Origin of the sequence: Nostoc sp. UCD121 (genome assembly GCF_014222285.1) — a bacterium.
Classification (GTDB): domain Bacteria; phylum Cyanobacteriota; class Cyanobacteriia; order Cyanobacteriales; family Nostocaceae; genus Nostoc.
This window is the reverse complement of record NZ_JACKZS010000015.1, coordinates 1-24249: the sequence shown is the minus strand read 5'-3', so window position 1 is coordinate 24249 and position 24249 is coordinate 1. Positions and strand designations below refer to the sequence as shown.

31 protein-coding genes, 1 tRNA gene and 1 pseudogene are annotated in these 24249 nt (G+C 43.2%); 5 read left to right on the top strand and 28 right to left on the bottom strand.

The window, feature by feature from the left end:
- Positions 1–56 precede the first annotated feature (56 nt).
- From rpsE to rplC, 17 genes are all read right to left on the bottom strand, one after another.
- Positions 57–584: a 30S ribosomal protein S5 gene (gene rpsE, locus GNF10_RS05430; RefSeq protein ID WP_012410709.1), complete on the bottom strand. Its 528-nt coding sequence runs from the start codon at positions 582–584 to the stop codon at positions 57–59.
- Between the two features lie 93 nt (positions 585–677).
- On the bottom strand, positions 678–1040 hold the full coding sequence (gene rplR, locus GNF10_RS05425; RefSeq protein ID WP_185583532.1) for a 50S ribosomal protein L18: 363 nt from the start codon (positions 1038–1040) through the stop codon (positions 678–680).
- 2 nt (positions 1041–1042) lie between these two features.
- Entirely contained in the window at positions 1043–1591 is a 549-nt protein-coding gene (gene rplF, locus GNF10_RS05420; protein WP_185583530.1) for a 50S ribosomal protein L6, read from the bottom strand.
- Between the two features lie 142 nt (positions 1592–1733).
- The gene (rpsH, locus tag GNF10_RS05415; RefSeq protein ID WP_012410712.1) at positions 1734–2135 is read right to left on the bottom strand and encodes a 30S ribosomal protein S8; all 402 of its coding nucleotides are present in this window, start codon (positions 2133–2135) and stop codon (positions 1734–1736) included.
- Positions 2136–2155: 20 nt separating this feature from the next.
- Positions 2156–2704, bottom strand: a complete 549-nt coding sequence (gene rplE / locus GNF10_RS05410; protein ID WP_094328456.1) for a 50S ribosomal protein L5 — start codon at positions 2702–2704, stop codon at positions 2156–2158.
- Between the two features lie 119 nt (positions 2705–2823).
- Positions 2824–3177, bottom strand: a complete 354-nt coding sequence (gene rplX, locus GNF10_RS05405) for a 50S ribosomal protein L24 (protein ID WP_012410714.1) — start codon at positions 3175–3177, stop codon at positions 2824–2826.
- Complete coding sequence (gene rplN / locus GNF10_RS05400) at positions 3177–3545, bottom strand: 50S ribosomal protein L14 (protein WP_012410715.1); 369 nt, start codon at positions 3543–3545, stop codon at positions 3177–3179. The genes rplX and rplN overlap by 1 nt, the downstream gene beginning before the upstream one ends.
- A gap of 46 nt (positions 3546–3591) precedes the next feature.
- Positions 3592–3840, bottom strand: coding sequence for a 30S ribosomal protein S17 (rpsQ, locus tag GNF10_RS05395; RefSeq protein ID WP_094328457.1), 249 nt, complete (start codon positions 3838–3840; stop codon positions 3592–3594).
- A 6-nt stretch (positions 3841–3846) separates the two neighbouring features.
- Positions 3847–4074 carry a 50S ribosomal protein L29 gene (gene rpmC, locus GNF10_RS05390; protein ID WP_012410717.1) on the bottom strand — a complete coding sequence of 76 codons (228 nt, stop codon included), beginning with the start codon at positions 4072–4074 and terminating at the stop codon, positions 3847–3849.
- Positions 4075–4077: 3 nt separating this feature from the next.
- A complete protein-coding gene (gene rplP / locus GNF10_RS05385; RefSeq protein ID WP_185583528.1) occupies positions 4078–4503 on the bottom strand; it encodes a 50S ribosomal protein L16 in 426 nt (141 codons plus the stop codon).
- A gap of 87 nt (positions 4504–4590) precedes the next feature.
- Positions 4591–5373 carry a 30S ribosomal protein S3 gene (rpsC, locus tag GNF10_RS05380; RefSeq protein ID WP_012410719.1) on the bottom strand — a complete coding sequence of 261 codons (783 nt, stop codon included), beginning with the start codon at positions 5371–5373 and terminating at the stop codon, positions 4591–4593.
- Positions 5374–5426: 53 nt separating this feature from the next.
- Positions 5427–5783, bottom strand: coding sequence for a 50S ribosomal protein L22 (gene rplV, locus GNF10_RS05375; RefSeq protein ID WP_012410720.1), 357 nt, complete (start codon positions 5781–5783; stop codon positions 5427–5429).
- Between the two features lie 80 nt (positions 5784–5863).
- Positions 5864–6142 carry a 30S ribosomal protein S19 gene (rpsS, locus tag GNF10_RS05370; protein WP_012410721.1) on the bottom strand — a complete coding sequence of 93 codons (279 nt, stop codon included), beginning with the start codon at positions 6140–6142 and terminating at the stop codon, positions 5864–5866.
- Between the two features lie 142 nt (positions 6143–6284).
- On the bottom strand, positions 6285–7148 hold the full coding sequence (gene rplB, locus GNF10_RS05365) for a 50S ribosomal protein L2 (protein WP_012410722.1): 864 nt from the start codon (positions 7146–7148) through the stop codon (positions 6285–6287).
- Between the two features lie 140 nt (positions 7149–7288).
- Positions 7289–7603, bottom strand: a complete 315-nt coding sequence (locus tag GNF10_RS05360; RefSeq protein ID WP_012410723.1) for a 50S ribosomal protein L23 — start codon at positions 7601–7603, stop codon at positions 7289–7291.
- A complete protein-coding gene (gene rplD, locus GNF10_RS05355) occupies positions 7596–8234 on the bottom strand; it encodes a 50S ribosomal protein L4 (RefSeq protein WP_012410724.1) in 639 nt (212 codons plus the stop codon). The genes GNF10_RS05360 and rplD overlap by 8 nt, the downstream gene beginning before the upstream one ends.
- Before the next feature lie 103 nt (positions 8235–8337).
- Entirely contained in the window at positions 8338–8970 is a 633-nt protein-coding gene (rplC, locus tag GNF10_RS05350; protein ID WP_094342450.1) for a 50S ribosomal protein L3, read from the bottom strand.
- A 280-nt stretch (positions 8971–9250) separates the two neighbouring features.
- Here rplC and GNF10_RS05345 point away from each other — a divergent pair, with 280 nt between their 5' ends.
- The 3 genes from GNF10_RS05345 (at position 9251) to GNF10_RS05335 (ending at position 11181) form a co-directional block, all read left to right on the top strand.
- Entirely contained in the window at positions 9251–9406 is a 156-nt protein-coding gene (locus tag GNF10_RS05345) for a hypothetical protein (protein ID WP_185583526.1), read from the top strand.
- Positions 9407–9947: 541 nt separating this feature from the next.
- Positions 9948–10424 carry an NAD(P)H-quinone oxidoreductase subunit N gene (locus GNF10_RS05340; protein WP_185583524.1) on the top strand — a complete coding sequence of 159 codons (477 nt, stop codon included), beginning with the start codon at positions 9948–9950 and terminating at the stop codon, positions 10422–10424.
- A gap of 343 nt (positions 10425–10767) precedes the next feature.
- A complete protein-coding gene (locus GNF10_RS05335; protein WP_185583523.1) occupies positions 10768–11181 on the top strand; it encodes a hypothetical protein in 414 nt (137 codons plus the stop codon).
- Between the two features lie 115 nt (positions 11182–11296).
- Here the strand turns inward: GNF10_RS05335 and GNF10_RS38375 are convergent.
- A pseudogene (locus tag GNF10_RS38375) lies at positions 11297–11449 on the bottom strand (ABC transporter permease); the annotation flags it as partial.
- Positions 11450–11531: 82 nt separating this feature from the next.
- Between GNF10_RS38375 and GNF10_RS05330 the strand changes: the two are divergent.
- Complete coding sequence (locus GNF10_RS05330) at positions 11532–12071, top strand: DUF3172 domain-containing protein (RefSeq protein ID WP_185583520.1); 540 nt, start codon at positions 11532–11534, stop codon at positions 12069–12071.
- Positions 12072–12191: 120 nt separating this feature from the next.
- On the opposite strand, the gene GNF10_RS05325 is transcribed toward GNF10_RS05330, so the two are convergent.
- Complete coding sequence (locus GNF10_RS05325; RefSeq protein WP_185583518.1) at positions 12192–12956, bottom strand: DeoR/GlpR family DNA-binding transcription regulator; 765 nt, start codon at positions 12954–12956, stop codon at positions 12192–12194.
- 295 nt (positions 12957–13251) lie between these two features.
- Here GNF10_RS05325 and GNF10_RS05320 point away from each other — a divergent pair, with 295 nt between their 5' ends.
- The gene (locus tag GNF10_RS05320; protein ID WP_185583516.1) at positions 13252–15168 is read left to right on the top strand and encodes a transketolase C-terminal domain-containing protein; all 1917 of its coding nucleotides are present in this window, start codon (positions 13252–13254) and stop codon (positions 15166–15168) included.
- An 85-nt stretch (positions 15169–15253) separates the two neighbouring features.
- On the opposite strand, the gene GNF10_RS05315 is transcribed toward GNF10_RS05320, so the two are convergent.
- The 9 genes from GNF10_RS05315 to hisF form a co-directional block, all read right to left on the bottom strand.
- Positions 15254–16087, bottom strand: a complete 834-nt coding sequence (locus tag GNF10_RS05315) for an AMIN domain-containing protein (RefSeq protein WP_185583514.1) — start codon at positions 16085–16087, stop codon at positions 15254–15256.
- A gap of 106 nt (positions 16088–16193) precedes the next feature.
- The gene (locus GNF10_RS05310; protein ID WP_185583512.1) at positions 16194–16676 is read right to left on the bottom strand and encodes a hypothetical protein; all 483 of its coding nucleotides are present in this window, start codon (positions 16674–16676) and stop codon (positions 16194–16196) included.
- 4 nt (positions 16677–16680) lie between these two features.
- Positions 16681–18891 (bottom strand): cation:proton antiporter, encoded by a 2211-nt coding sequence (locus tag GNF10_RS05305; RefSeq protein ID WP_185583510.1) that lies wholly within the window; start codon positions 18889–18891, stop codon positions 16681–16683.
- 357 nt (positions 18892–19248) lie between these two features.
- A complete protein-coding gene (locus GNF10_RS05300; protein WP_185583508.1) occupies positions 19249–20538 on the bottom strand; it encodes a cation:proton antiporter in 1290 nt (429 codons plus the stop codon).
- A 581-nt stretch (positions 20539–21119) separates the two neighbouring features.
- Positions 21120–21554 carry a hypothetical protein gene (locus GNF10_RS05295; RefSeq protein WP_185583506.1) on the bottom strand — a complete coding sequence of 145 codons (435 nt, stop codon included), beginning with the start codon at positions 21552–21554 and terminating at the stop codon, positions 21120–21122.
- A gap of 187 nt (positions 21555–21741) precedes the next feature.
- A complete protein-coding gene (locus GNF10_RS05290) occupies positions 21742–22488 on the bottom strand; it encodes a GDSL-type esterase/lipase family protein (protein ID WP_185583504.1) in 747 nt (248 codons plus the stop codon).
- Positions 22489–22866: 378 nt separating this feature from the next.
- Positions 22867–22939, bottom strand: a tRNA-Ala gene (locus GNF10_RS05285).
- 93 nt (positions 22940–23032) lie between these two features.
- Positions 23033–23227 (bottom strand): hypothetical protein, encoded by a 195-nt coding sequence (locus tag GNF10_RS05280; RefSeq protein ID WP_012410736.1) that lies wholly within the window; start codon positions 23225–23227, stop codon positions 23033–23035.
- 99 nt (positions 23228–23326) lie between these two features.
- Entirely contained in the window at positions 23327–24100 is a 774-nt protein-coding gene (hisF, locus tag GNF10_RS05275; RefSeq protein WP_012410737.1) for an imidazole glycerol phosphate synthase subunit HisF, read from the bottom strand.
- Positions 24101–24249: the final 149 nt, after the last annotated feature.

Genomic DNA, 24249 nt, shown 5'->3' with positions numbered 1-24249 from the left:
ATCTAGGTTGTCATTTGTTCAGAACAAAGGACTACTGACTAAGGACAAATGACTAGTTAGATGTAGAGATTTTGAATAGGAATACCGCGATCTTCGGCGACTTCAGAAAGAGTCCGCAATGTAGATAAGGCATTGACTGCTGCTCTAGCATTATTGAGCGGATTGTTGGAACCAAGTTGCTTGGCTAAGACGTTACGAACTCCTGCCAATTCCAACACAGTCCGCACAGCACCACCAGCAATTACTCCAGTACCAGGTGCGGCTGGACGCATAATCACTTTTGCACCGCCACCTACACCATCAATGGGATGGGGGATGGAGTTAGATTTGGTGATTGGGATATCAATGAGATGTTTTTTGCCGTCGGCTACGCCTTTTTTGACTGCGCCGATTACATCTGAGGCTTTGCCTACTCCGACACCAACTTGACCGCGTTCGTTACCGACGACAACGATCGCTCGGAAACTGAGTTTTTTACCGCCTTTGACGACCTTGCTCACGCGGCGGATTTGGATAACCCGCTCTTGCCAAGTAGTTTCTTCTTTTTTGGCACGCTTTGTTCTACTTTTACGCTCTGTTGCCATAATTTATGCTCTGGTGAACGTCATTTGTCAGTTGTCATTTGTCATTTGTCTTTTGTCATTTGTCCAATGACTAATGACTAATGACCAATGACTTTAGAAATCTAAACCAGCTTCGCGTGCTGCATCAGCTAGGGCTTTGACACGACCATGATATAAGTTACCACCGCGATCAAAGACTACTTTGGTGATGCCTTTTTCTAGCGATCGCACTGCGATCAACTTACCAACTTGCACCGATGCGTCACAGTTTGCACCTGACGCTAAACTAGATTTCAATTCTGGTTCTAAAGTCGATGCTGCCACTATGGTTTGATGCTGACTATCATCAATTACCTGGGCATAAATATGCTCATTAGAACGGAATACCGCTAAACGCGGACGTTCTGGGGAGCCAACAACTTTGCCACGAACGCGTCGATGACGACGGTTTTTTGATTCTCTACGAGTAAGCTTCATTTCTACTTCTTACCACCCTTACCAGTCTTACCAGCCTTACGTCTTACCACTTCACCGGCATAGCGAATGCCTTTACCTTTGTAAGGTTCTGGTGGACGAACGGCGCGAATTTTTGCGGCTGTGTTGCCTACGATTTCTTTGTCGTAGCCGCTGACAATCACATTAGTGGTACCTTCGACTGCAAACTGAATCCCATCTGGTGGTTCAATTTGCACCTGATGGCTGTAACCCATGTTTAAAACTAGGTTACGCCCTTGAAGTTGTGCCCTGTAACCAACACCTTGGATTTCCAAACGGCGTTGAAAACCTTGGGAAACTCCCTCAACCATGTTGGCAACTAAAGTGCGGCTCAAGCCGTGCAGTTGCTTCGATGTGCGAGTTTCATCCCGACGATTTACGTGTAATGTTTCTCCCTCTTGAGAGAGTGAGACATTATCTCTGAGAGTGCGAGAAAGTTCTCCTTTCGGGCCTTTCACCACAATATTCGTACCATTGATCGCCACTTCAACTTTGGCGGGAATAGTAATTGGACGTTTACCAATACGAGACATTACTTTTTGTCCTTTGTTATTTGCCCTTTGCCTTTTGTTATTTGTCCTTTGTCCTTTGTCTTTTGTCCTTTGTCTTTCACTAAAAACAAATGACAAATGACTAATGACCAATGACTAATGACAAATGACTAATGACCAATGACTACCAAACGTAACAAAGCACTTCGCCACCCAAGTTCTGACGACGCGCTTCGCGGTCAGTCATAATTCCACTGGATGTAGAAATAATGGCAATGCCAATGCCGCCTAGTACTCTTGGTAATTCTTTTCTATTGGAGTAAACACGCAAGCCTGGCTTACTCACTCGCTTTAAGGCGGTGATTAGAGGCTGACGATTCTTACCCTTATATTTCAGGGAAATCACTAGGTTGTGTTTTACCCCTTCTTCTGCTTCTTCGATTTCAGCAATAAAGCCTTCCTCCCGTAGCACTTTGGCAATGCTGCGGGTCATTTTTGTAGCTGGCACTTGTGTAGTTTGATGCCGCGCCAGGTTGGCATTGCGGATGCGCGTCAGCATATCTGCAATTGTGTCGTTAGCCGCCATCGTTCCCTCTATAGATGAACTTACTGATCGCGAAAGGGCATTCCTAATTCTTTAAGTAAGGCGCGACCCTCTTCGTCGTTTTTTGCTGTGGTGATGATGGAAATATCCATCCCACGCACTTGATCAACGCTGTCGTATTCGACTTCTGGAAAAATTAGCTGTTCTCTCACACCCAGAGTATAGTTACCCCGTCCGTCAAAGCTTTTAGGGCTAACGCCGCGAAAATCTCGAATTCTGGGCAGTGATAGGCTAACCAGCCGATCGAAAAAGGCATACATCCGTTCGGCTCTGAGTGTCACCATGATCCCCACAGGCATCCCTTGACGAATCTTAAAGCCAGCGATCGCCTTTTTCGCCCGCGTCACTACTGGTTTTTGACCAGTGACAAGGGCAATTTCGTTGATGGATGCTTCCAGCGACTTGGCATTTTGAGCTGCTTCACCCAAACCTCGGTTAATAGTAACTTTTACCAACTTCGGTACTTGATGAACGTTGGTATATTGAAACTGATTAATCAGTTTGGGGACGATTGTCTCTTGATATAAGCTTTTGAGTCTTGTTGCTGCCATAGTTTTTTGTCCTGATATCCCTGGGCTTGGTCAGGGAACTTTTATTGTCCTTTGCTATTTGTCCTTTGTCTTTTGTTATTTGTCTTTATAACTAATGACCAATGACTAATGACTAATGACTATTTATCCAGAATCTCGCCAGTTTTTTTAAGTTTTCTGACTTTTTTGCCTTCTGAGGTAAAGGTATAACAAACACGACTGGCAACGTTTTGCTTAGTTGAATAAAGCATCACGTTAGAGCTATGAATTGGGAATTCTTGGGTGACAATCCGCCCTGATTCCCCTTCTTGCTGGGGTTTGACGTGCTTGGTCTTGATGTTGACACCTTTGACGATAACTTTACTCAGTTGGGGAAGTGCCTGGACAATTTCACCAATTTTTCCTTTGTCTTTACCAGCAATCACTTGTACGGTGTCGCCAGTTTTGACGTGCATTTTGTGGAATACTTTGGGCGTACCTTGTTTGGTTGCCATTAAAGCACCTCCGGAGCCAGAGAAACAATTTTGGTAAAGTTTTTATCGCGCAGTTCCCGTGCAACTGGGCCAAAAACCCGTGTGCCTCTAGGATTACCGTCTTTGTTGATAATCACAGCAGCGTTATCATCAAAGCGAATACTCATGCCACTGTCACGAGAGACAGCTTTACGAGTACGGACAATTACTGCTTCCACAACATCAGACTTTTTTACAGCCATGTTGGGTGTAGCATCTTTGACAACAGCGATAATTTTATCGCCGATAAAACCATAACGACGGTTGCCTCCGCCTAAGACGCGGATGCACATTAGTTTACGGGCACCGCTATTATCTGCAACATTTAGATAAGTCTGGGGTTGAATCACAATTATTCTCCCTTGTAATGTTGTTAGAAACTAACAACGATGAGGTTTAAGCAGGCTTGACGTTCAGGACTTCTGTGATTTTCCAGCGCTTAGTTTTGCTCAGGGGTCTAGTTTCCTGAATGCGAACGCGATCGCCTACTTTACACTTATTTTCTTCGTCGTGAACTTTATATCGTTGGGTGTTAACCACAATCTTGCCGTACTTGGGGTGAGGAGCGCGGTTTTCTATGGCAACTACCACAGTTTTTTGCATTTTATCGCTCACTACCAAGCCAACTCGTTCTTTAACTGCCATAATCTCCTACTTTTCTTCTTTAGCCGATTGACTTGCTGCCCGTTTACGTTCTGTTTCTAATGTCAGCAATTGGGCTAGGCGATGTCGAGCCTGTCTGAACTGGTGAGGCTTTTCTAATTGTCTTGTCGCTTTTTGCAAGCGCAACTGAAATAGTTGTCTTTTGATCGCAACAATTTCATCAGAGAGCTTTTCGTCACTTAATTCTCTAGCTTCTGAAATCTTGGGAAGAGGCATAAGCTACTCCTGCTCCTGTGGTTGAAAGCGCACAATAAACTTGGTTTTTATAGGCAGTTTAAATGAAGCTAAACGCATAGCTTCCCGGGCGATTTCTTCAGTCACTCCACCGATTTCAAACAAAATCCGTCCTGGCTTGACTACCGCTACCCAAAACTCTGGATTACCTTTACCAGAACCCATCCGGGTTTCAGCAGGACGCATGGTTACAGGTTTATCAGGGAAAATCCGAATCCAGATTTGTCCACCCCGACGAATATAACGGGTCATTGCCCGACGAGAAGCCTCGATTTGCCGGGAGGTGATCCAAGCAGGTTCTTGTGCTTGGAGTGCAAAATCACCGAAGTTGAGGGTGCTACCACGGGTGGCTAGTCCCTCCATCCGTCCGCGCTGTTGTTTGCGGAATTTAGTTCTTCTAGGGCTTAACATGGTTTGTTACTTGTCATTTGTCATTTGTCCTTTGTCATTTGTCATCTGCCATTTCCTAATGACTAATGACTAATGACTAATGACGATTTATCCTTCATTTGAGCGGTCTTCAAATTGCTGGCGACGACGTTGTTGTTGACGACGACGGGGTTCACGATCGCGATCGCGGGGGTCACGTTCGCGATCACGGCTTGCTGGTGGTAGCGGATCTGGTTCCTGTCCAGGAATAATTTCTCCCTTAAAGACCCAAACTTTGATGCCCAAAATGCCGTAAACAGTTTTTGCTGTGCAATAAGAGTAGTCAATGTCAGCCCGTAAGGTATGTAAAGGTACTCTACCTTCACGAGTCCACTCTGTCCGGGCAATTTCTGCACCGTTGAGCCGTCCGCTGACTTGGATTTTAATACCTTGAACACCAGCGCGTTGGGCACGCTGAATTGATTGCCGGACTACTCGCCGAAAGGAAACCCGGCGTTCCAATTGTTGAGCAATGTATTCGGCAATTAGATAGGCATCAGCATCAACTCGTTGAACTTCAACTACGTTAATGCGAATTTGGCGATTGCTACCCAACAGTCCTTGGAGTCCGGTACGCAAGGATTCTATACCTTGCCCACCACGCCCTACTACTACACCGGGTCTAGCTGTGCGTACTTCTAAGTCGATTTGGTCGGCTTTGCGCTCAATCCGCACTTCGGAAATTCCGGCGTTGTTTTGAGCAAGTCTACCCAGCTTTTGTTCTATGTATTGACGGAGTTTGTAGTCTTCTTGTAAAAGTTCTGGATAGCGGTCAGGAACAGCAAACCAACGGGATTGATGTTCATGTGTAATACCCAGGCGAAAACCAACTGGATGAATTTTCTGTCCCACGAATGCTTCCTCTAAGATTTCTTACTTTACGTAATTTATTCGTGTAAGCGTGCTTATTTTTCTGGTGCGGCTCCAACAGCCACAGTAATATGACACGTCGGTTTGCGAATTTGGTAAGCTCGACCTTGCGCTCTTGGCTGGAACCGCTTCAACGGTGGCCCTTGATCGGCGTAAGCCTGAGTAATCACTAGTTGAGTCCGATCTAACCCAGCGTTGTGTTCAGCATTGGCAGCGGCGCTTCTGAGAACCTTCAATATGGGTTCAGTGGCGCGATAGGGCATGAATTCCAGGATGATTAACGCTTCTCGGTAAGATCGCCCCCGGATTTGATCGAGTACCCGACGCACTTTGTAAGCCGAGATGCGGATAAAACGAGCGATCGCTTTTACTTCAGTAGTATTAGTAGCCATAATTTTCTCCAATTTTGTCATTTGCCATTTGTCACTTGTCACTTGTCTTTAGCTAATGACTAATGACTAATAACTAATGACTACCTACCCGCTTTTTTGTCGCTTTTTCCATGACCTCTGTAGGTGCGTGTCGGGGCAAATTCACCCAACTTGTGTCCTACCATCTGTTCATTTACAAAAACTGGAACGTGTTGTCGTCCGTTGTGAACAGCGATGGTATGACCTACCATTAGGGGCAAAATTGTTGAAGCTCTTGACCAAGTTTTAATAACTTCTTTTCTGTTGTTGTCGTTGAGCTTTTCAATTTTCTTTAAGAGATGATCCGCAACGAAAGGACCTTTTTTTAGAGAACGACCCATAGTTCAATTTTGGATTTAGGATTTAGGAATTAGGATTTAGAATTTCGGATTTTGGATAATTAGGTGTCCAAGCAGGTTTCACAAATTTTCAATGTTCACAAGTAGACCCCAATCTAAAATCCAAAATCTAAAATCTAAAATTCTATGATTCACGACCACCGCGACCGCGTTTAGAAGACTTACGGCGACGACGCACAATGAATTTGCTGCTAAGTTTCTTGCGATTCCGTGTCTTCGCGCCCAATGTAGGTTTACCCCAAGGTGTAACAGGTCCCGATCTACCGATAGGAGCCCTACCTTCACCACCACCATGTGGGTGATCCACTGGGTTCATGACGCTACCTCTAACCTTCGGACGGCGACCTTTCCAGCGATTGCGTCCTGCTTTACCTGCACTCAGGTTTCTCGCATCGGTGTTGCCCACTTGCCCAATGGTGGCGTAGCAATCACGTCGGATTAAGCGGACTTCTCCCGAAGGCAACTTGAGAGTTACATAATCACCTTCTTTTGCCACAACTTGAGCGCTAGCACCAGCAGCACGCACGATTTGACCACCTTTACCAGGAGTCATTTCTACGTTGTGAACACTAGTACCCAAGGGAATCCGCGATAGAGGTAAAGCATTACCATCTTCAAAGGGAGATTCGGGCCCAGAAATAATTATTGTTCCAACTTTCAATCCATTGGGATGAAGGATGTACCGCTTTTCGCCATCTTGGTAATACAAAAGGGCAATTCGGGCATTGCGGTTAGGATCGTATTCAATTGCTGCGACTTTGGCAGGAATATTATGTTTATCCCTTTTAAAATCGATGATCCGGTAAAGTTGTTTGTGTCCGCCACCCCGACGACGACTGGTAATTCGCCCTGTATTATTCCGACCTTTGGCACGATGCTTTGAGGTCGTTAGGGATTTTTCTGGCTCGGTTTTTGTGATTTCCGCAAAGTCAGAAACTGTAACTTGGCGAGTGCTGGGGGTATAAGGGCGATAAGAACGAGTACCCATAATCTATTTTGGATTTTGGATTTTTGATTTACTTAATTTCGGATTTTGAATTTTGGATTTAATGAGTGTTTAACTAATTGCGACCATCTTTGGTATTTATTCAGTAAACTCCTCAATCTAAAATCTAAAATCTAAAATTCCTAGACTTCTGGGAATAGAACTTGTCTAATCTTGTCTTCATCCCCAGGTGCGACTGTAACAATGGCTCGCTTATATTGGGGCTTATAACCGATAAATTTACCAACGCGCCGCTTTTTACGTGGTGGTAAGTTGGTGTTGACTTTTACAACCTTGACCTGAAATAAGTCTTCGATCGCAGCCTTGATTTCTGGCTTAGATGCCTTTGGAATTACTTCAAAGGTGTACTTATTTTGCTCCATCAAGATAGTCGCCTTCTCGGTGACTATTGGGCGACGTACTAAGTCGGCAAGGTCGCGGGGGTCAAAGCTAGGCACTGTAGACCTCCTGAATTTTTTCTAGGGCTGATGCCGTAACTACAATTTTGTCAGCGTGCAGTAAATCAAAAACATTTAACTGGTTGGCTGCAATTAGTTTTAAATTTTCAATGTTGCGGGCTGACAAATAAACATTATCTGTATCCGCAATTTCAGACAAAATTAACAGTGCCTTGCTTTCTGGCACTACTCCCCAACGAGCAAGGGCTGCCACTAAGTCTTTTGTCTTCGGGCGAGATAGCTCGGTGCTAAATTCTTCTACTACGATCAAGTCGTCAATACGACCGACAAATGCTGTCCGCAGTGCCAAACGTCGCTCTTTGCGGTTCAACTTCAGGTCGAAGTCTCTAGGCTTTGGCCCAAAGATCACACCACCACCACGCCACAATGGTGAACGAATAGACCCTGCACGAGCGCGACCAGTACCTTTTTGTCGCCAAGGTTTACGGCCACCGCCTCTGACTTCAGCACGAGTTTTTGTACTGGCATTTCCTTGACGAGCATTAGTCAATTGCCGTACTAAGGCGCGGTGTACGATATGAGACGCTGTTTCTTCTTTGGCAACGCGCAACTCGAAGGTCGTCTCACCGACCTGTTCTCCTTGCCAATTTTTAACTACGCTTTCAACCATCTTTGTTATTTGTCCTTTGTCTCTTGTCATTTGTCATTGGTCTTTTGCCATTTGTCTTTAGCCAATGACTTTTGACTAATGACTTTTGACTAATGACTTTTGACTATCCCACTACTTTTGCAGGTACAACACTTACTAGAGCACCTGGTTTACCAGGAATTGCTCCCTTGATTAGCAATAAATTGCGTTCTGCATCAACTCGCACTATGGTCAACTTACGGATTGTGATGCGTTTACCACCTAAACGCCCTGCCATCCGCTTACCTGGATAGACACGACCTGGTGTTGTACCAGCACCAATAGAACCTGGCGCTCTGTGGTTTTTGGAACCGTGTGACATGGGACCACGACCAAAGTTGTTGCGCTTCTGGTTTCCTGCAAAACCGCGACCGATGCTTGTACCGACTACATCGACAATTTGACCCGCACTAAAAATATCTGCTTTAATCTGTTGACCTAAAGCATAATCACTAGAACTATCAGTGTGATATTCATTTAGGTGACGCAATGCTGGGGCAGATGATTTCGCCAAATGACCCAGTAGTGGTCTGTTTAGTGCCTTTGGTTTAACTTCGCCAAAACCAACTTGAATGGCAAAGTAACCGTCGGTTTGTTTCGTTTTAACTTGTGTAACAGTGCATGGCCCTGCTTGAATGACTGTCACAGGAATAGCTACTCCTGCTTCGTCAAATATTTGGGTCATGCCCAGCTTGGTGCCGAGAATACCTACAGACACAGTAACTGGTTCTCCTTTCTACTTGCTGACCTTGGAATTGGACTCTAGAGGACACGCTTTGTACGCATCAGTTTAGGCTGAGTTAGCCTGCGAAATTTGGAATGGTTTCAGTAAACCAGTCCAAATACTTTGGGACACAACAAACCGTGTCCGTACTGCTTGGTGAATCTGTTTAGCTTCACTCAATAGATCACCAGAACAGCTACAATTCTCTTCCATTTGGGAAGGAGTAACTTCTGGAATCAATGCAAGGCGCTACAGCTTTAAGCTGTGTGCAGCAATGCTTTCGTCCAAGCAATTGCTCTGGCACTTTCTGGAGGCAGCGCTGTCGGCGGGTTTTCCGATTTGTGTACGCCCTAATGACGGTTTCCCGGAGGTTGGCTACTGCCGTGTTGCAGTTGGACTTAAGCGGTTTTTACCACCCAGTATCCGTTAACTGAGACTGACGTAATGCCATGAAACCAACATTGCTGCTCAGTTTTACTTCCTTAAATACCTTAAACTATTGTTTAAGATTTCGCCTGCTTTTTCAGAGGCACGGGAGCAAATTCACTCTGGAGCTTAGGATTGGCTTTGATTGTTCATCCATAAGCTCCAATGTTGACCTGAAAGCTTTCTTAGTTTACCAGTCTATGATCAATCTGAGTTATATTATCCAACTTGGATTAAATTATCAGCTTTTAATGCTAACACTACCTCAGAATGACAGTAAAAAGTTTATCTAATTTGCGTGTTTGGTCACAATCTAATAATATAAATTATTTATTTATGTTTGTCCAGTAATTTATAGAGTTATTTTTAGGGAGTAGGGAAGAACAGGGAAGCATGGGGCAAAGGGAGAATAAAAAATTATCTCTTTCCCCTCTGCTCCCTGCTCCATGCCCCTCTGCCTCTTCTCAATACCCAAAGAAAATGCTTTTAATCTATCAGTTCAGGGTAAATAATAGAGATATCTAAGTGGGATACGACGAAAATCTATGGCACTAATTACCACTGGCAACGGTTTAATCCGCGATCTGGAAAAATTTGGCGCTCTTGGAGTGTATGTACCTCTGGAAGGGGGTTATGAAGGTAGATATCAGCGCCGACTACGCGCTGCTGGATATACCACCCTCCACATTACTGCCAAGGGACTGGGCGACGTAGCTGCCTATCTCACAAGAATTCATGGAGTCAGACCTCCTCATCTTGGAAAAAAAAGCACTGGTAGCGGTGCGGCAGTAGGTCAGGTGTACTATTTGCCACCAATTCTCAATTCTCATCTAGAACAGCTACCACCAAAGTCAAAGGGGCTGGTTTTGTGGATTATTGAAGGGCATATTCTTTCTAATGAGGAACTTGAGTATTTAACGAATTTGCCTCAGCTAGAACCACGAGTGAAAGTAGTAATTGAGAGAGGTGGCGATCGCTCTTTCCGTTGGACTTCTCTAGAAAAAACTCTGTTAGCTAGTTAGTCCTTTGTCATTAGTCATTAGTCATTGGCTTATAACTAATGACTGATGACTCAATCCAATTAATATTTCAAATAATGCTGAGTCGAAAAGCACAAGATGCAAATAATCGGCGGGAAGTTTGGTAAATAAATGCTGTATCTAGACGAATTTGCTTAACGCCCATCTGATGAAGGGTACGTCAGGTTTTGTCGTGGGGTGAATCAACTTTCTGGAAATTGTTGCAGAAACGGTAGAAGTGGTCATCTGAAATGGTTCTAATATTTAGAGACTACGGCAAAAGGCTTTCTGATTTTGAGGAAGAAATTTTAGTTCGCTGCCCCAATGCAATCACACTGCCAAAATCTTGACTGTAAACTCTGAACAATCGAGTCCCAGTTCAATCAAAAGAATTATCTGTCAGCACTGTGGCTATACAAAACAACAGCCAAAGGATGGGCGGCGAAAAGCCGCATTGCTGTTGTGGCAAAACAATTACAAGGCTAAAAGAAATTCTAGCTATGGAATATTAGACCATTTTTTTGGCTTGCCTCTGTGGTTACAAACCTCCTGTTGCGGTCAGGTGCTATGGGCGTATAATGAAGCACATTTGAACTTCTTGGAAAATTATGTTCAATCAAGGTTGCGAGAACATTTGCCTGATGACACATTAGGCTGGCACAATGGCAGTCTTGCCAGTCGCCTACCCCGATGGATAAAGTTGACGCAGCATCGAGAAAAAGTTTTACAGAAAATTCAACAATTAAAACAGAGGTTGTAATTAAGGTTTTAATCCTGCTGGTGAGCGAATTTATAACCACCTTACAGAGAAAGTGCGATCGCAATCACTAGCAAAATTGGTATCGTGTACCAAGGAAACTGGGATAAGCATAAATTATCCCGATCGACGAGAGCGCCACTATCCCCAGTAATATGAATTCTAAATAGTTATTATAGTTACCACTAATCCCTGAGCCGGGTTTGATAGAACTACCCAGACCTAAGCCAAAAGCTAAAATGTATATCAGTGGAGATATTAAGCCTGATGCAGTCAAGACTAGGCATATTGAAAAGAGAGATAAAACTTTAGACCACTCCCTGCAAAATGGACGTGAAGGTGATTAAGCAACAATGAGACGTAAACCCACTGGTAGATCGACTACTACTTCTAAACCCTCTATTTTCCAATCCCCTATGTTTAACCTCTTCACCATCGCAATTATGGGAGGGGTGTTGATTTTAGGAATTGGGATTGGCATTGCTTTTAGTTCTACAACTACGTTAGCCCCTTCAAATGTGGCTTCGCGTGAATTCATTGACACCAAAGCACCAAACCCGGAAATTTGTGTGCAGTACGGAGCTAGCGCGATGGTGATGGACGCTAGACTGTTCGTTACTCTAAACCCTTTTAATGTTTATGTTGCCCAACCGAGTATGCGTCCTGGATGTGTGATCCGACAAAATAACTGGGCGCTTTTAGAGAATCGGAAGCTGGTGACATCCGATCAGGTAAGAGATTGCAAAAATCGCCTGAATACTTTTGGTTTCACAGGTAACTTGGACAGTGGCCAACCTGATATTAGGTGTATATATCAGAATGAAGCTGCTCAAAACTTCTTTACGGCTCAACCAGGAGCAGTTGGAACACCTCAAGAAACGGATAGATTTTGATTTGGGTATTGGGGTTAGGGAAGAGGTGACAGCTGACAGGTAACAGGGAGTAATCTGTACCCTCTAACCTGTACCCTATTCTCTTCCACAGTCCCCAGCGATCGCATCTTCAAAATCAGATCACTCGTACTCATCACGTATAATGGTCAAACCTAAAGCTTTGTAGGCACTCAGCATATTATTAGATACTGTTGGTGCTGTTACTAAGTAAGTCAGGGCATGAATTGACTCCACGAGATAAGGAGCAGCCGTGTCTAATTTTTCTGCTGTCACTAATCCTACTACCTCGGCCGAGCCAGCAATCATGGCTCGTTTGACGTGGGCTTCGTCTAAGTTAGGTACACTAATCCCAACTTCTGGATGTAAACTGCAAACTCCCAACATACACAAATCTGCACGAATCATCCGTAAAGTCTCAATCGTGACAGTACCCACATTCACCAAGGCTTTTTTGTAAAGTTGTCCACCTAACATCACAACCTCTATATGGGGATGCTCTGCTAAAGCAACTGCTATTGGCGGACTATTTGTGATCACTGTTGCGTGCAAATCTATGGGCAAATGACGGGTTACTTGGAGAGTTGTTGTACCTCCATCTAAAATCACCACCTGGCCTGTACAAACTAATTTTGCTGCTGTCCGAGCGATCGCTTCCTTTTCTTTTGGCGCTTGCTTTTGGCGATCGGCATAACTGGCGGTGGCTGGAGATTTGAGGAGCGCTCCCCCATGAACGCGCTGCAATAGTCCCGTTTCTGCCAGTTCTCGCAAGTCCCGGCGAATCGTATCCTCAGAAACTTTGAGAACAGCACTAAGTTCTGTCGAAAGTACCTTTTTATCACGACGCAGAATTTCTAAGATGAATTGTCGTCGTTCCGCAGTTAGCATAATTAATTTTCCTGAAATTGCGTTTTTGACCTTGAAATTGCGTGTTTGTGAGTTTATACTTATTGATATGCAAGTTTTTGTACGGTAATCCGTAACTTCAATTGAATTCAAGCACATTCATGCACAATCGAATGTATTGATTTTGGCATTTGATGAAATCACTCGGAACCATTGTGGTTCCAAGTGGTTGACTTGAGCTTGGATAATTATTGCCCAATCTGGGTTTTAACAATTTTTTTGTAGTGCGATCGCGCATCCCGTCTGTTCAAATTGTTTTTTATTCAATCAATAAACCATGACTATTATTAATACCCAATTTCCGATTGATCTCGGTGCTTACCAATTTTTAGCGCTCAATCCAGCAAATTCCAGCCTCACCGCCCAACAGCGAGAGACTCTCAAAGCGAATATTCAACTTTGCCGAGATGCGATCGTCTTTTTTACAGCAACTGGCGCTGCTAGCGGAGTGGGTGGCCATACTGGTGGGCCTTATGATACAGTGCCAGAGGTGATGATCCTTGATGCTTTTTTCCGGGGGGCATCAGAGCAATTTGTACCGATTTTCTTTGATGAAGCAGGACATCGAGTCGCCACCCAATATCTAATGGCAACGTTGCATGGTGACTTACCTGCCGAGCAACTTTTACACTATCGCCAAGCACATTCCCATTTACCAGGACACCCCGAATTAGGGCTAACTCCTGGTGTGAAATTTAGTTCTGGCCGCCTGGGCCATGTTTGGCCTTACATTAATGGTGTGGCAATGGCGAATCCAGGCAAGGCTATTTTCTGTCTCGGTTCTGATGGATCGCAGCAAGAAGGTAACGATGCTGAAGCTGCTCGCTTGGCTGTTGCGCAACATCTCAACGTCAAGCTGATTATTGATGACAATGATGTAACGATCGCTGGGCATCCTTCTAAATATTTACCTGGTTTCAGTGTCGCCAAAACTTTAGAAGGGCACGGGTTAAAAGTACTTCAGGGAGACGGGGAAGACTTAGACGATTTATACCGTCGTCTTTGTGAAGCCGTGAATACTCCCGGAGCGATCGCTATTATCAATAAACGTCCGATGTGTCCTGGGATTGAAGGTTTAGAAGGCTCCACTCATGGTCATGATGTAATTTCTGTAGATTTAGCAGTTAAGTATCTAGAATCTCGTGGACAAACTACGGCTGTCGAATACCTGAAGAGTATTGAGAAACCCAAGCAAACATATACATTTCTCGGTTCCAGTGACAAATGGGGCGCTAACCGCAATGTATTTGGTGAAGCCGTGGTGGGTGTCCTCAGTCGCATGAGTGAGGCGGAGCGTAAAGAAAAAATTAAGGTCATTGATAGTGACTTGGAAGGCTCCTGCGGTTTGAAGAAAATTCATGATACATACCCGGAGATATTTATTCCCTCTGGCATCATGGAGCGGAGCAACTTTTCTGCTGCGGCTGGATTCGGGATGGAGAAGGGCAAGCAAGGTATTTTTGCGACTTTCAGCGCCTTCTTAGAAATGTGTATCTCAGAAATCACGATGGCGCGACTGAACTATTCCAATGTTCTGTGTCACTTTTCTCACGCGGGTATAGATGACATGGCAGATAACACCTGCCACTTCGGTTTAAATAACATGTTTGCCGACAATGGCTTGGATGATGGCTACGAAACACAGTTGTACTTCCCGGCAGATGTTAATCAAATGACAGCTTGTGTAGAAGCTATATTCTTTGAGCCTGGACTGCGGTTTATTTTTTCCACCCGTTCCAAAGTGCCCAATATTCAGGACAGCAACGGCAATGACTTATTTGGAAGTGGCTACAAATTTGTTCCCGGTAAAGACGAGGTTGTAAGAGAGGGAACACAAGGCTACATCGTTAGTTTTGGTGATGCTCTCTACCGTGCTGTTGATGCTGTAGAGCGTCTTAAGCAAGAAGGGTTAGACGTTGGTTTAATTAATAAACCAACTTTAAACGTTATTGATGAAGAAATGATTACCAAAATTGGTAATGCTCCTTTTGTGCTTGTAGTAGAAGCCTTCAACCGGCGAACAGGCTTAGGCAGCCGTTTCGGTTCCTGGCTGCTAGAGCGGGGGTTGACTCCCAAATATGCTCATCTTGGAACTCATAAAGAAGGTTGCGGTGGTTTGTGGGAACAGTACCCATATCAAGGTATCGATCCAGTGAGCATTATCAACAAGGTGAAGGAGTTAGTTGGAGGATAGTAATAGCTAGAAGCACAACATTATTAGGGCATGGCGCATAGTAGATGGGGCATTGGTTCGATTTTGCATGCCCAATGCCCAATTTTTATTTAGTTTTGGGTAAAGGTTGGCCAAACTCGATTACCTGGGGATTGGAAACATTGGGGATTGTTGGAACTGGAAATTCTGACGTAACAGAAGGAGGAACGCTATTTAAGTTACCGGGTTGATTTGGGAAAGAAGGAGGGGGAAGAATCAAAGCAGGTTGTTGAGAGGATGTATTAGAAGTTAGGGGAGGTACGGTGACAAAAGGTTGCCCTGAGTTATTAGTAATTGTTGAGGGTAGGTTATTTGATATAGGCGGAACTGTGAGTAAGGGTGCTTGTAGATTAGTTGTGGTTACAGGTAGGTTAGTAGGCGGCTTTTGAGGTGTTTGAGGTTGTTTCTTGGGTGAAGGTGCAGATTTTCCTGGTTTTGCGGCAGTAGTTTTACCAGAACTAATTGGACGTAATACCCAGCGAGTGGAGTTTTTTCGGGAAACTGGTTGCAGTTGTACCTGTTTAGGATTAAAAGTAGTCCCTGGAGCTAAATCTAAGACAATGCGTGTGTCATTTGCATTCAGTTGAGAAACGCGAATGCTTTTGATTGCTCCAGAATAATTTTGTTGTGTGGTAACTTTGCCCAACTTGGTATTCGGTAAATCTACAACAAGCCGAGAGGGTTGGGCTAAGTAAAAATAACGGGGGTTTGTGCCTGCTGAAAGGTTGATTTCGAGTTGCTGTGTTTTTGGGGAAAAACGCCAATTATCTAGCTTTGCTACTGGTGTAGCAGCAGTAGTACAAGTTTCAAGGGCGATCGCTGCACAAAAGCCTAATAGACTGATGTTAAATATCTGCTTACGCCATTGGCAAAATTGCCTAGTCTTTAGTCCCTGATCCATTCTTTTTATCTGCTCCATAAAACCCATACAATGCGCTCACATTGCTGTTTACTTCGCGCTTTAAATCCCTAGACGCGATTCATCGCGTCTCTACCTCACCCCCAATTCAATTAGCTTTTTCGGGCACAGCAGTAAATTTTAGGGTTTGTGGAATGCCATTTACGCTTAATTGACCTGTCATATTACCTTTATCCACAAGTTGCATTTGAATTGTGACTAAATTCAGAGGATCGTTTTGAGGGCGAGGAATATTACAAAGGATTGATCTACCAACTTTTCCAGATAAATTTAACTGTTGATTTCTGAATATGCCTGCCAGAGAGTGCTTTTCGTCAGTATCGGCGTTAGCGTTTGCCGGTAATACAGAGGCATTTAAGTAAATACCCGACTGCTGAATGTTTAACGTTAGAGTATCCGATTTTTCACAGTTCGGCAAATTCTCTGACAGGGTTAGACGATATCTACCGTTCACGGGCGGAGGAGCCTTAAGATTGTTTTCCCCGTAAACGGTTACAGTTTTAAACAACAGTAGTACTGAAGTTATTGCTACTCCGTAAAAAGCCAAAGATTTGAACTTGAAATGATTCATAATTTCAATTCCTCAATGTTGGCTCTTGACTACTAACTTCAGGCAGCATAGAGGCAAGGTGAGCGGTAACTTGACTGTAGCGGCGGGTAATCAGCAGGGAAGAACGACATTGGATAGCTAGTTGATCTGTATATCTTCCCAAGGTTTGGCGTTCGATACCCCAAGTGCGGCTGGTGCCAGCAATAGTTAAGTCAACACCTTCTGAGGCTTGAATTACAGCTTGGATTGGTTCTGGGGCTTCGACAATTTTAATTTCAATGCGATCGCTTACACTGGTGGGCAACTGCTCCATCATCGTGTGCAGTTCGTAACTCAATTCTTCTCTAGTGTGATTTGCTGCTATTTGTAATATTTGCAACATACAAGTCTCACTATTGATTAGCAGTCTTAGAGCTAGTATTAGTGCTAAATCATCATGGATATTTGCAGAATAAGGTACAAGTAGACTCTCTAATCGCTCTTTGCCTTTGTCTACAAATACTGCTACATCTACTGGGGCGGTGGTAAGTATTTGTCCGACTCGTCCACCTAAACGATTACTACTAAAAGCTGGTCGATGCCAGCCTACGAGAATTAAATCAACTTGTTCTAATGTGGCAATCTGTGCCGTTTCGCGGGCAACGTTGCTGGAGATGCGAACGATAGGATGCACACAAGAACGAGTTTCTGACGGTTCGAGAGTATTAATTAATTCTTCTAGTTGACGGCGGCGCTGGGCGATTAATCTGTCTGCTTCAACTGGGGTACTTTCAAAGGCATAGTCTTCTTGAAATTCAATCAGGCTAAGGGGGTTAACAACGGCAGGATATCGGTAATTGAGAGCAACACCAACTGCGGGCTGTGCCAAGGCTACTGCCAACTGTACTAAACCTTTTTGCGTACTTGGATTAGCCACTGGTACCAAAATTCGGAAAGGATGAGGGTAAGTTTCACCTCCAGCAGAGGTATCTATACCTGTTTCTGCTTCCGACTCCGGTTCCACCATATCTAACCTGATCAGCTTCTTCGGATATGTCCATTCCAGCAGTGGCGAGGTCATGAATGTAGTTACCAATGCCATAATTACCAGCATGGTAAATATTAAAGGGGAAATTACCCCTAACTCTAGACCAATATTTAGCACTATCAGTTCGGTCAAGCCGCGAGTATTCATTAACCAACCGAGTGCCGAGGCTTCCCGTTTACTAATGCCACTAACACGGGCTGCGACATAAGTGCCAACATATTTGCCTGCGATCGCTACTCCTAAAACCAACGCACACAAAAGCCACAATTCTGGACGGTTGAGCAAACCAATCTGTGTCTTTAAGCCACTGTAGGCAAAAAATATAGGTAGTAAGAATATCAAAACAAAATCTTCGGTTTTTACTGCCAATTCCCGCACTAAATCTTCATTTTTGGGCATTGCGGCTCCCAGTAAAAATGCCCCAAAAATTAAGTGAATCCCAATTAATTCGGTAATTAATGCCGACGCAACCACACCCATATAAATTCCAGCTAGCAGCAATTGGCTGAGTCTTCCCGCCAGCAGGTAGTGTTTGGCAAGGCGTTGCAGGAACCAACGTCCCGCCGTCAACATCAAGCCGATGTAAACTATGCTGGCGATAATTGTGGGTATGGCACCAGCAAAGTCACCAGTTCGAGCAACTGCGATCGCAACTGCCAAGAGACACCAAGCTGTTACATCGTCTACGGCTGCACAAGTTAGCGCCAAGGTTCCTAAACGTGTTCCTTGTAAATTGTTTTCAGTAATGATTCGCGCCAACACTGGAAAGGCAGTAATCGACATTGCCGCCCCCAAAAACAAGGCAAAGGCAGTGAAGGATACACTTGCATTAGAAACTAGGGGATAAAGAATCGCAGCTAGCAATGTTCCCAAGGAAAATGGCACTAAAATACTGACATGAGAAGTTAAAACAGCTACTTCTAATTGCCCACTAAGATATTTTGGATTTAGTTCTAGCCCAATCAGAAACATGAAAAATATTAGTCCCACCTGAGACAAAACATTTAAAAAAGGAATAGTTTCTGGTGGAAACAAGGTAACTGCTAAATGGGGGGCAACTAAACCAAATAAAGATGGGCCGAGCATAATTCCGGCAACAATCTCACCAATTACCAAAGGTTGTTTAATGGAACGGAATGCTAGCCCTACTAACCGTGAAAGTCCAATAATAATCAGTACTTCAACCAGAACGAGAATAACTATGTGCATGGTTTCCTCACAATTAACTATCTGGTTTCTCTAAGATGAATCTTTAAATGGTCTGAAAATGTCAAGTTCATTAGATACAACCAAGATTAATTTGTACTTAGTTGTAATGTCAATTACTGAGAGGATGCACTTGAAGAGTTGAAAAATGAATTTTGATGATTTTAGGAGATAAATTTAGAATAACTGCCGAATTGCCGATACAAAAAAATAGATAATTGGGATTGGTTTCGTAGTATTCGTTAAAAGCGGGCACAAACAAATTAGCCGTCATAGCTTAGAGTCTAAGCGGATAATTTTACCCAACTCCTATGTAACTAATATCAGTTAATTGGTACTTAATTTTATATTTATCTTTGCTTAAGCAGAAGGCTTATCATAGCTTGTACCATGCAATAAAAAGGCAATCAGTGGTGATGCCATGAGTGTCGTAATGACTGCCATAATAACCATTATAGTGAATAAAGTTGGGGTAATTATACCTTGTTCAAGGCCAATATTAAGGATGATTAACTCCATCAAACCACGAGCATTCATGAGAGCGCCGATAGTTGCAGATTCACGCCAATTTTCCCCGGCTAACCTTGCAGCCAACATACAAGCAACACCTTTACCAAGAATTGCGATCGCAATAATTAACAGCGTAATTCCCCACAAAGTAGGCGTGTTTACCAATCCAATTTGAGTGTTCAGTCCAGAGAAGACAAAAAATATCGGTAGCAAAAAAGAAGTAGTTAAAAACTCAGTATATTGGCGAATTTGTTGGGCGAATTCTCCGCGTGGTGTTACTGCTCCCAGCACGAAAGCACCGAATATTGCATAGATGCCTGTAATATCGGTAAACCATGCACAAAACATCAAAATTATCAACATCAAAGTCAGAGTTTGTCTGTTCACACCTGCATCGCGTTTTGTCATCCGTGTGAACACTCTCAGTAGAGGTTGACCAAGAAAAATTGCAAATAGTACGTAACAAATACCACCACCAATTGCTAATATGGCAATGCTCAGAGAATTTTTCACGCTAGCAAGGACGATTGCTAGCAAACACCAAGCAACTGCATCATCTACCGATGCTGCACCTAAAGCTAAAGTCCCAAAGCGGGTTTGTGCAAGACCGCGTTCGTAAAGAATGCGAGCTAACATGGGAAATGCTGTAATTGTCATCGACGCACCCAGATACAAAGCGGCTGACCAAGGCATTACCTTTGGTTGAAAGAAATCGCCATTGTGATAAAACCAAAAAGATGCGATCGCTCCTAAAATAAAAGGAGTGATAATTCCGGCAGCAGATAGCAGACTTGCACTTTTGATATGATGTTTTAAGAGTTTAGTGTTGAACTCTAAACCAATTAAAAACATATAAATTACTAACCCAATCTGGCTGATAGCATATAGAATCGACATGGATGGATTGGGTATCTTGAGTCCTACAGCAGTGATGATGGGAAGTTTAGGAAAAAGCCATTGCTGAAAATCCGGTGCAATCAATCCCAAAAGTGATGGCCCTAGCATTACACCTGCAATCATTTCGCAAACAACATCGGTTTGACCAAGATAGCGCCGTCCTAAAATGGTGACGATGCGACAAGTAACTAAAATAACTGTGAGTTGTAAAAATAGCTGAATAACCAGATCAAAATTTGACATTGCACTTCCTTAATATGCGTCTCTGCATTGAAAAATCTTTTCAGACTCCAAAGCTTGTCCTGTTTTTCTCATAGATGACTACATCAGCACAAGTGCTAATTTTAGAAATATTAAGATAGTTGCTTTTAATTTGATAGCAACTGCCCTATTCTTCGTAAAAACAGATACAACTTTGTGTCAATACAACATATTGCATCCAAACTGAAACCGCCACATACAGCAGCAACTTTATAAGGTACAGATGATTTTAAGGGCACAGTCAACTGAACGCGAAATGGGCAGTTATAAACCGCATCTACACAAACAAAACCTTGATTTTACCTTAGTCTACGCAGGCGGACTTTGCCTGTATAGCTGCGTAAAGCCTTCTCTAAGAGAGGCTGCGCCAACGGCATAGCTTCACTTAACGCGTCAGCGTGCCGGAGGCTCTATTCCATTTGCCAAGGCTTAAGTTGATACTTCATTTACCTGAAAAACGCTGTATTAGTTAATTTTTACAAACCGATGTATTTGCATAACAATAACATTTACGCAATAACTCTCTAAAACTCTTATTCCTTCTCTACAAGACCCTATGCAATTTACAACCACTCCCCACCCCGGAAACGCCAACGAAGGAAAATAATTCGCATCAGGCTTTGGGAACTAATAAAAACTGCTAGCCACACGATGCTATAGTGCAATAAAAAAACTGCTAACGGTAATTCTTCTTTCGGTAAAGGTATTGGTAAAAAGCCAAATAGTTTTACTCCACAGAACACAAATACAAATTCCCATATCCCAGCTAATAATTGATAAGCTGCGGGCCAATCCCTATCCCATCGGGATTTTTGGAGATAGTTATAAAGCACATCCCAACCTAAGCCAAATATGGCGACATAACCAAGTATCCAAAAATAAACCGAGTTAGCACCAGGGCCAATCCAACCCATTGCAAAAGGCAAAGACACAAGTACGCCGACAGTTACAAGTAATAATAATCGAGTTTGCCAACGACCAAATAAAGTTGGTGTCATAGGAGTGCTGAGTGCTGAGTTAGGAGTAATGAGTTAGGAGTAATGAATAATATAGATAAATTAGAGTTTTTATAGATAGATTTTGACTCGCTTCATTAAAAAATTAGGAAGATTGTGGTGCTTTTTGCGAAGATGGCAAATATGACAATCTTGGCTAATTTTAAAGCACCAACACATCTATTATTAATTAGGATTGTTTAAGATGATAATTAAATTGAGAATGGTAAGCTGCATTGGCAAAGCTTACTGAATGTATCGCATCCCAATTTATCACATCTTCTAACAAAGCTTGATAACCGAGTGTATTGGGATGAAGACCATCTTCACTCAAGCGTTTGAGCCGCCAATTTTCACCGCGTTCCATCCATTGCTCAAAAATATCTAAATAGGGAATCTGCCGTTTGGTACAAGCAAGTCGAGTTGCTTCTTTGTAGCGGTACTGATCGACATGATTATAGTAAAAACAATCTAAAAATGGCATCTTGGCTTCATCTACTGGCACCATGCCCACAAATAACACAGGACAGAGTTGCTGTGCTAAATCTAGCAGAGAAACAATTTCTTTTTCAAACAATGTAAAATCTGTATAACTGCGACCATCGGGACGCGCTAACCGCGCTGAGTCATTCACACCTACAGATAAAATAATCAAGTCGGGGACACGATTTCGCAGTTCACCCCGGTGCCGAAATTCTACTTCTAACCTTTGCGCTACTTGTTGCGTGCGATCGCCTCTTACCCCTAAATTATAAAGAACATGACCTGCACTATCCGGCAACATCCACCATCGCCGTAGTTGCTCGATCCAGCCTCCTTTTTCCGGGTCGCCGAATCCATAAATTAAGCTGTCCCCCAGTGCGACAATTTTCATTGACTGAAAGTGATTTGGTGGTACAGACAGCTGCATTGAGGAAGAAGCTAGAAATGTGTGCATTTAACAACTATATTTTATATCTTTACAAGATTCTATACATTTCTATACCATAGATGGCTATCTTTAGTGTGCAAGCATCTATTTGTTGATATGGTTGCAAGGTTAATATTGCCGTAGTTGAGGGTCTGAAAGTCAAGTGTCAAGTTTAGAACTTGAAATGGCCGAGGCATCGCACAAATCATTGATACTGATGAATATGAAGTTGAGGAAATGCTAGAAAATTGGCTAGAGTTTTTACAGCAAAACCGAATCGCCTTAGAAATCCATTACAGTCTCTATCATTCCAACTTTCGAGACTGGCTAGCTAGACAGCAAATAAAACTCATAAAAAATTTCCCTAACCCTCTCAATTAACTAAGAAGAATAGGGACTTATGAATGGAGCTAAGCGGATTCGAACCGCTGACCCCCTCAATGCCATTGAGGTGCGCTACCAACTGCGCTATAACCCCTTAAAATCCATTATACATAATTACTTAATTTTAGTACATTGTCAAGCTTTTTATGAAAACTAAATTTTAAATATCTCCTCTACCACTAGACACTTACAACGACACTTGCAACAAGTAGGTCATACAGTGCCCCATCAAAAAGTAAACTACTAACATGGCAGCAGCAGCCAGAGCAACCAATGTACCAGCCAACATGAGAGAAAATTCTTTACTCTCGTAGGCTTTTTCCATTAAGTGCAGCGACCACGCTACCAAAGCTACATCAAAAAGTAAAATAGGAAGCAACATATTTTTTAATATTTGTTAATACTTGTAAAATAATATTAACACCCTTTTTAAGAAGTGTGTCTAACCTCAGATAGATGTCATTAAGGGGTGATATGTGGGTCAAGATAATGTTCTTACTGGCACATTGCGATCGCGTAAATAATTTTTGATTTCTGCTACGCTTAATTGTCCGTAATGTAATAGCGATGCTAGTAGTGCTGCTTCCGCTTTGCCTTCAGTTAGAGCTGTGTAAATATGTTCACAATTACCTGCACCACCAGAAGCAATGACTGGAATTTCTACAGCGTTTGCAATAGCCCGTGTAATCTCGATGTCATATCCGGCTTGGGTTCCATCAGCATCCATACTTGTTATTAGAAGTTCTCCAGCACCGCGTTTCTCAACTTCTTGTGCCCACAATAGGGCATCTAAGCCTGTATTTTCCCTGCCACCCCGCACATACACATCCCAACCTGGATTTTCCGGGTTATTTCTGCGTCTAGCATCAATTGCAACAACTATGCACTGATTACCAAAGCGATCGCTGGCCCGATTGATCAAGTCTGGATCACGCACCGCCGCAGAATTAATACTAACCTTATCTGCGCCTGCTCGTAACAAAGCTTTAACATTTTCTAAGGATTGAATGCCACCACCCACAGTCAATGGAATAAAGACCTGTTCAGCAGTTCGGTATACCACATCTAAAATAGTAGCTCGATCTTCATGAGTAGCTGTAATATCCAGAAATACTAACTCATCAGCACCGGCTTCGTTGTAAACCTTGGCCAACTCTACCGGATCGCCTGCATCTTGGAGATTGACAAAGTTAACTCCTTTTACAACCCGTCCCGCCTTCACATCTAAGCACGGTAAGATTCTTTTAGATAACATAATAACTTTTGTACTTCTGGGTAATTGACCGGAATTTAAATTTTAAATTGGCGCGGGTATTTCCAAACGAAAATTTTCACGGGAATGGGGCATTAGGCGTTGGGGCATTGGGCATTGCTTCTTATTTCTCCCCCTGCCTCCCCTGCTCC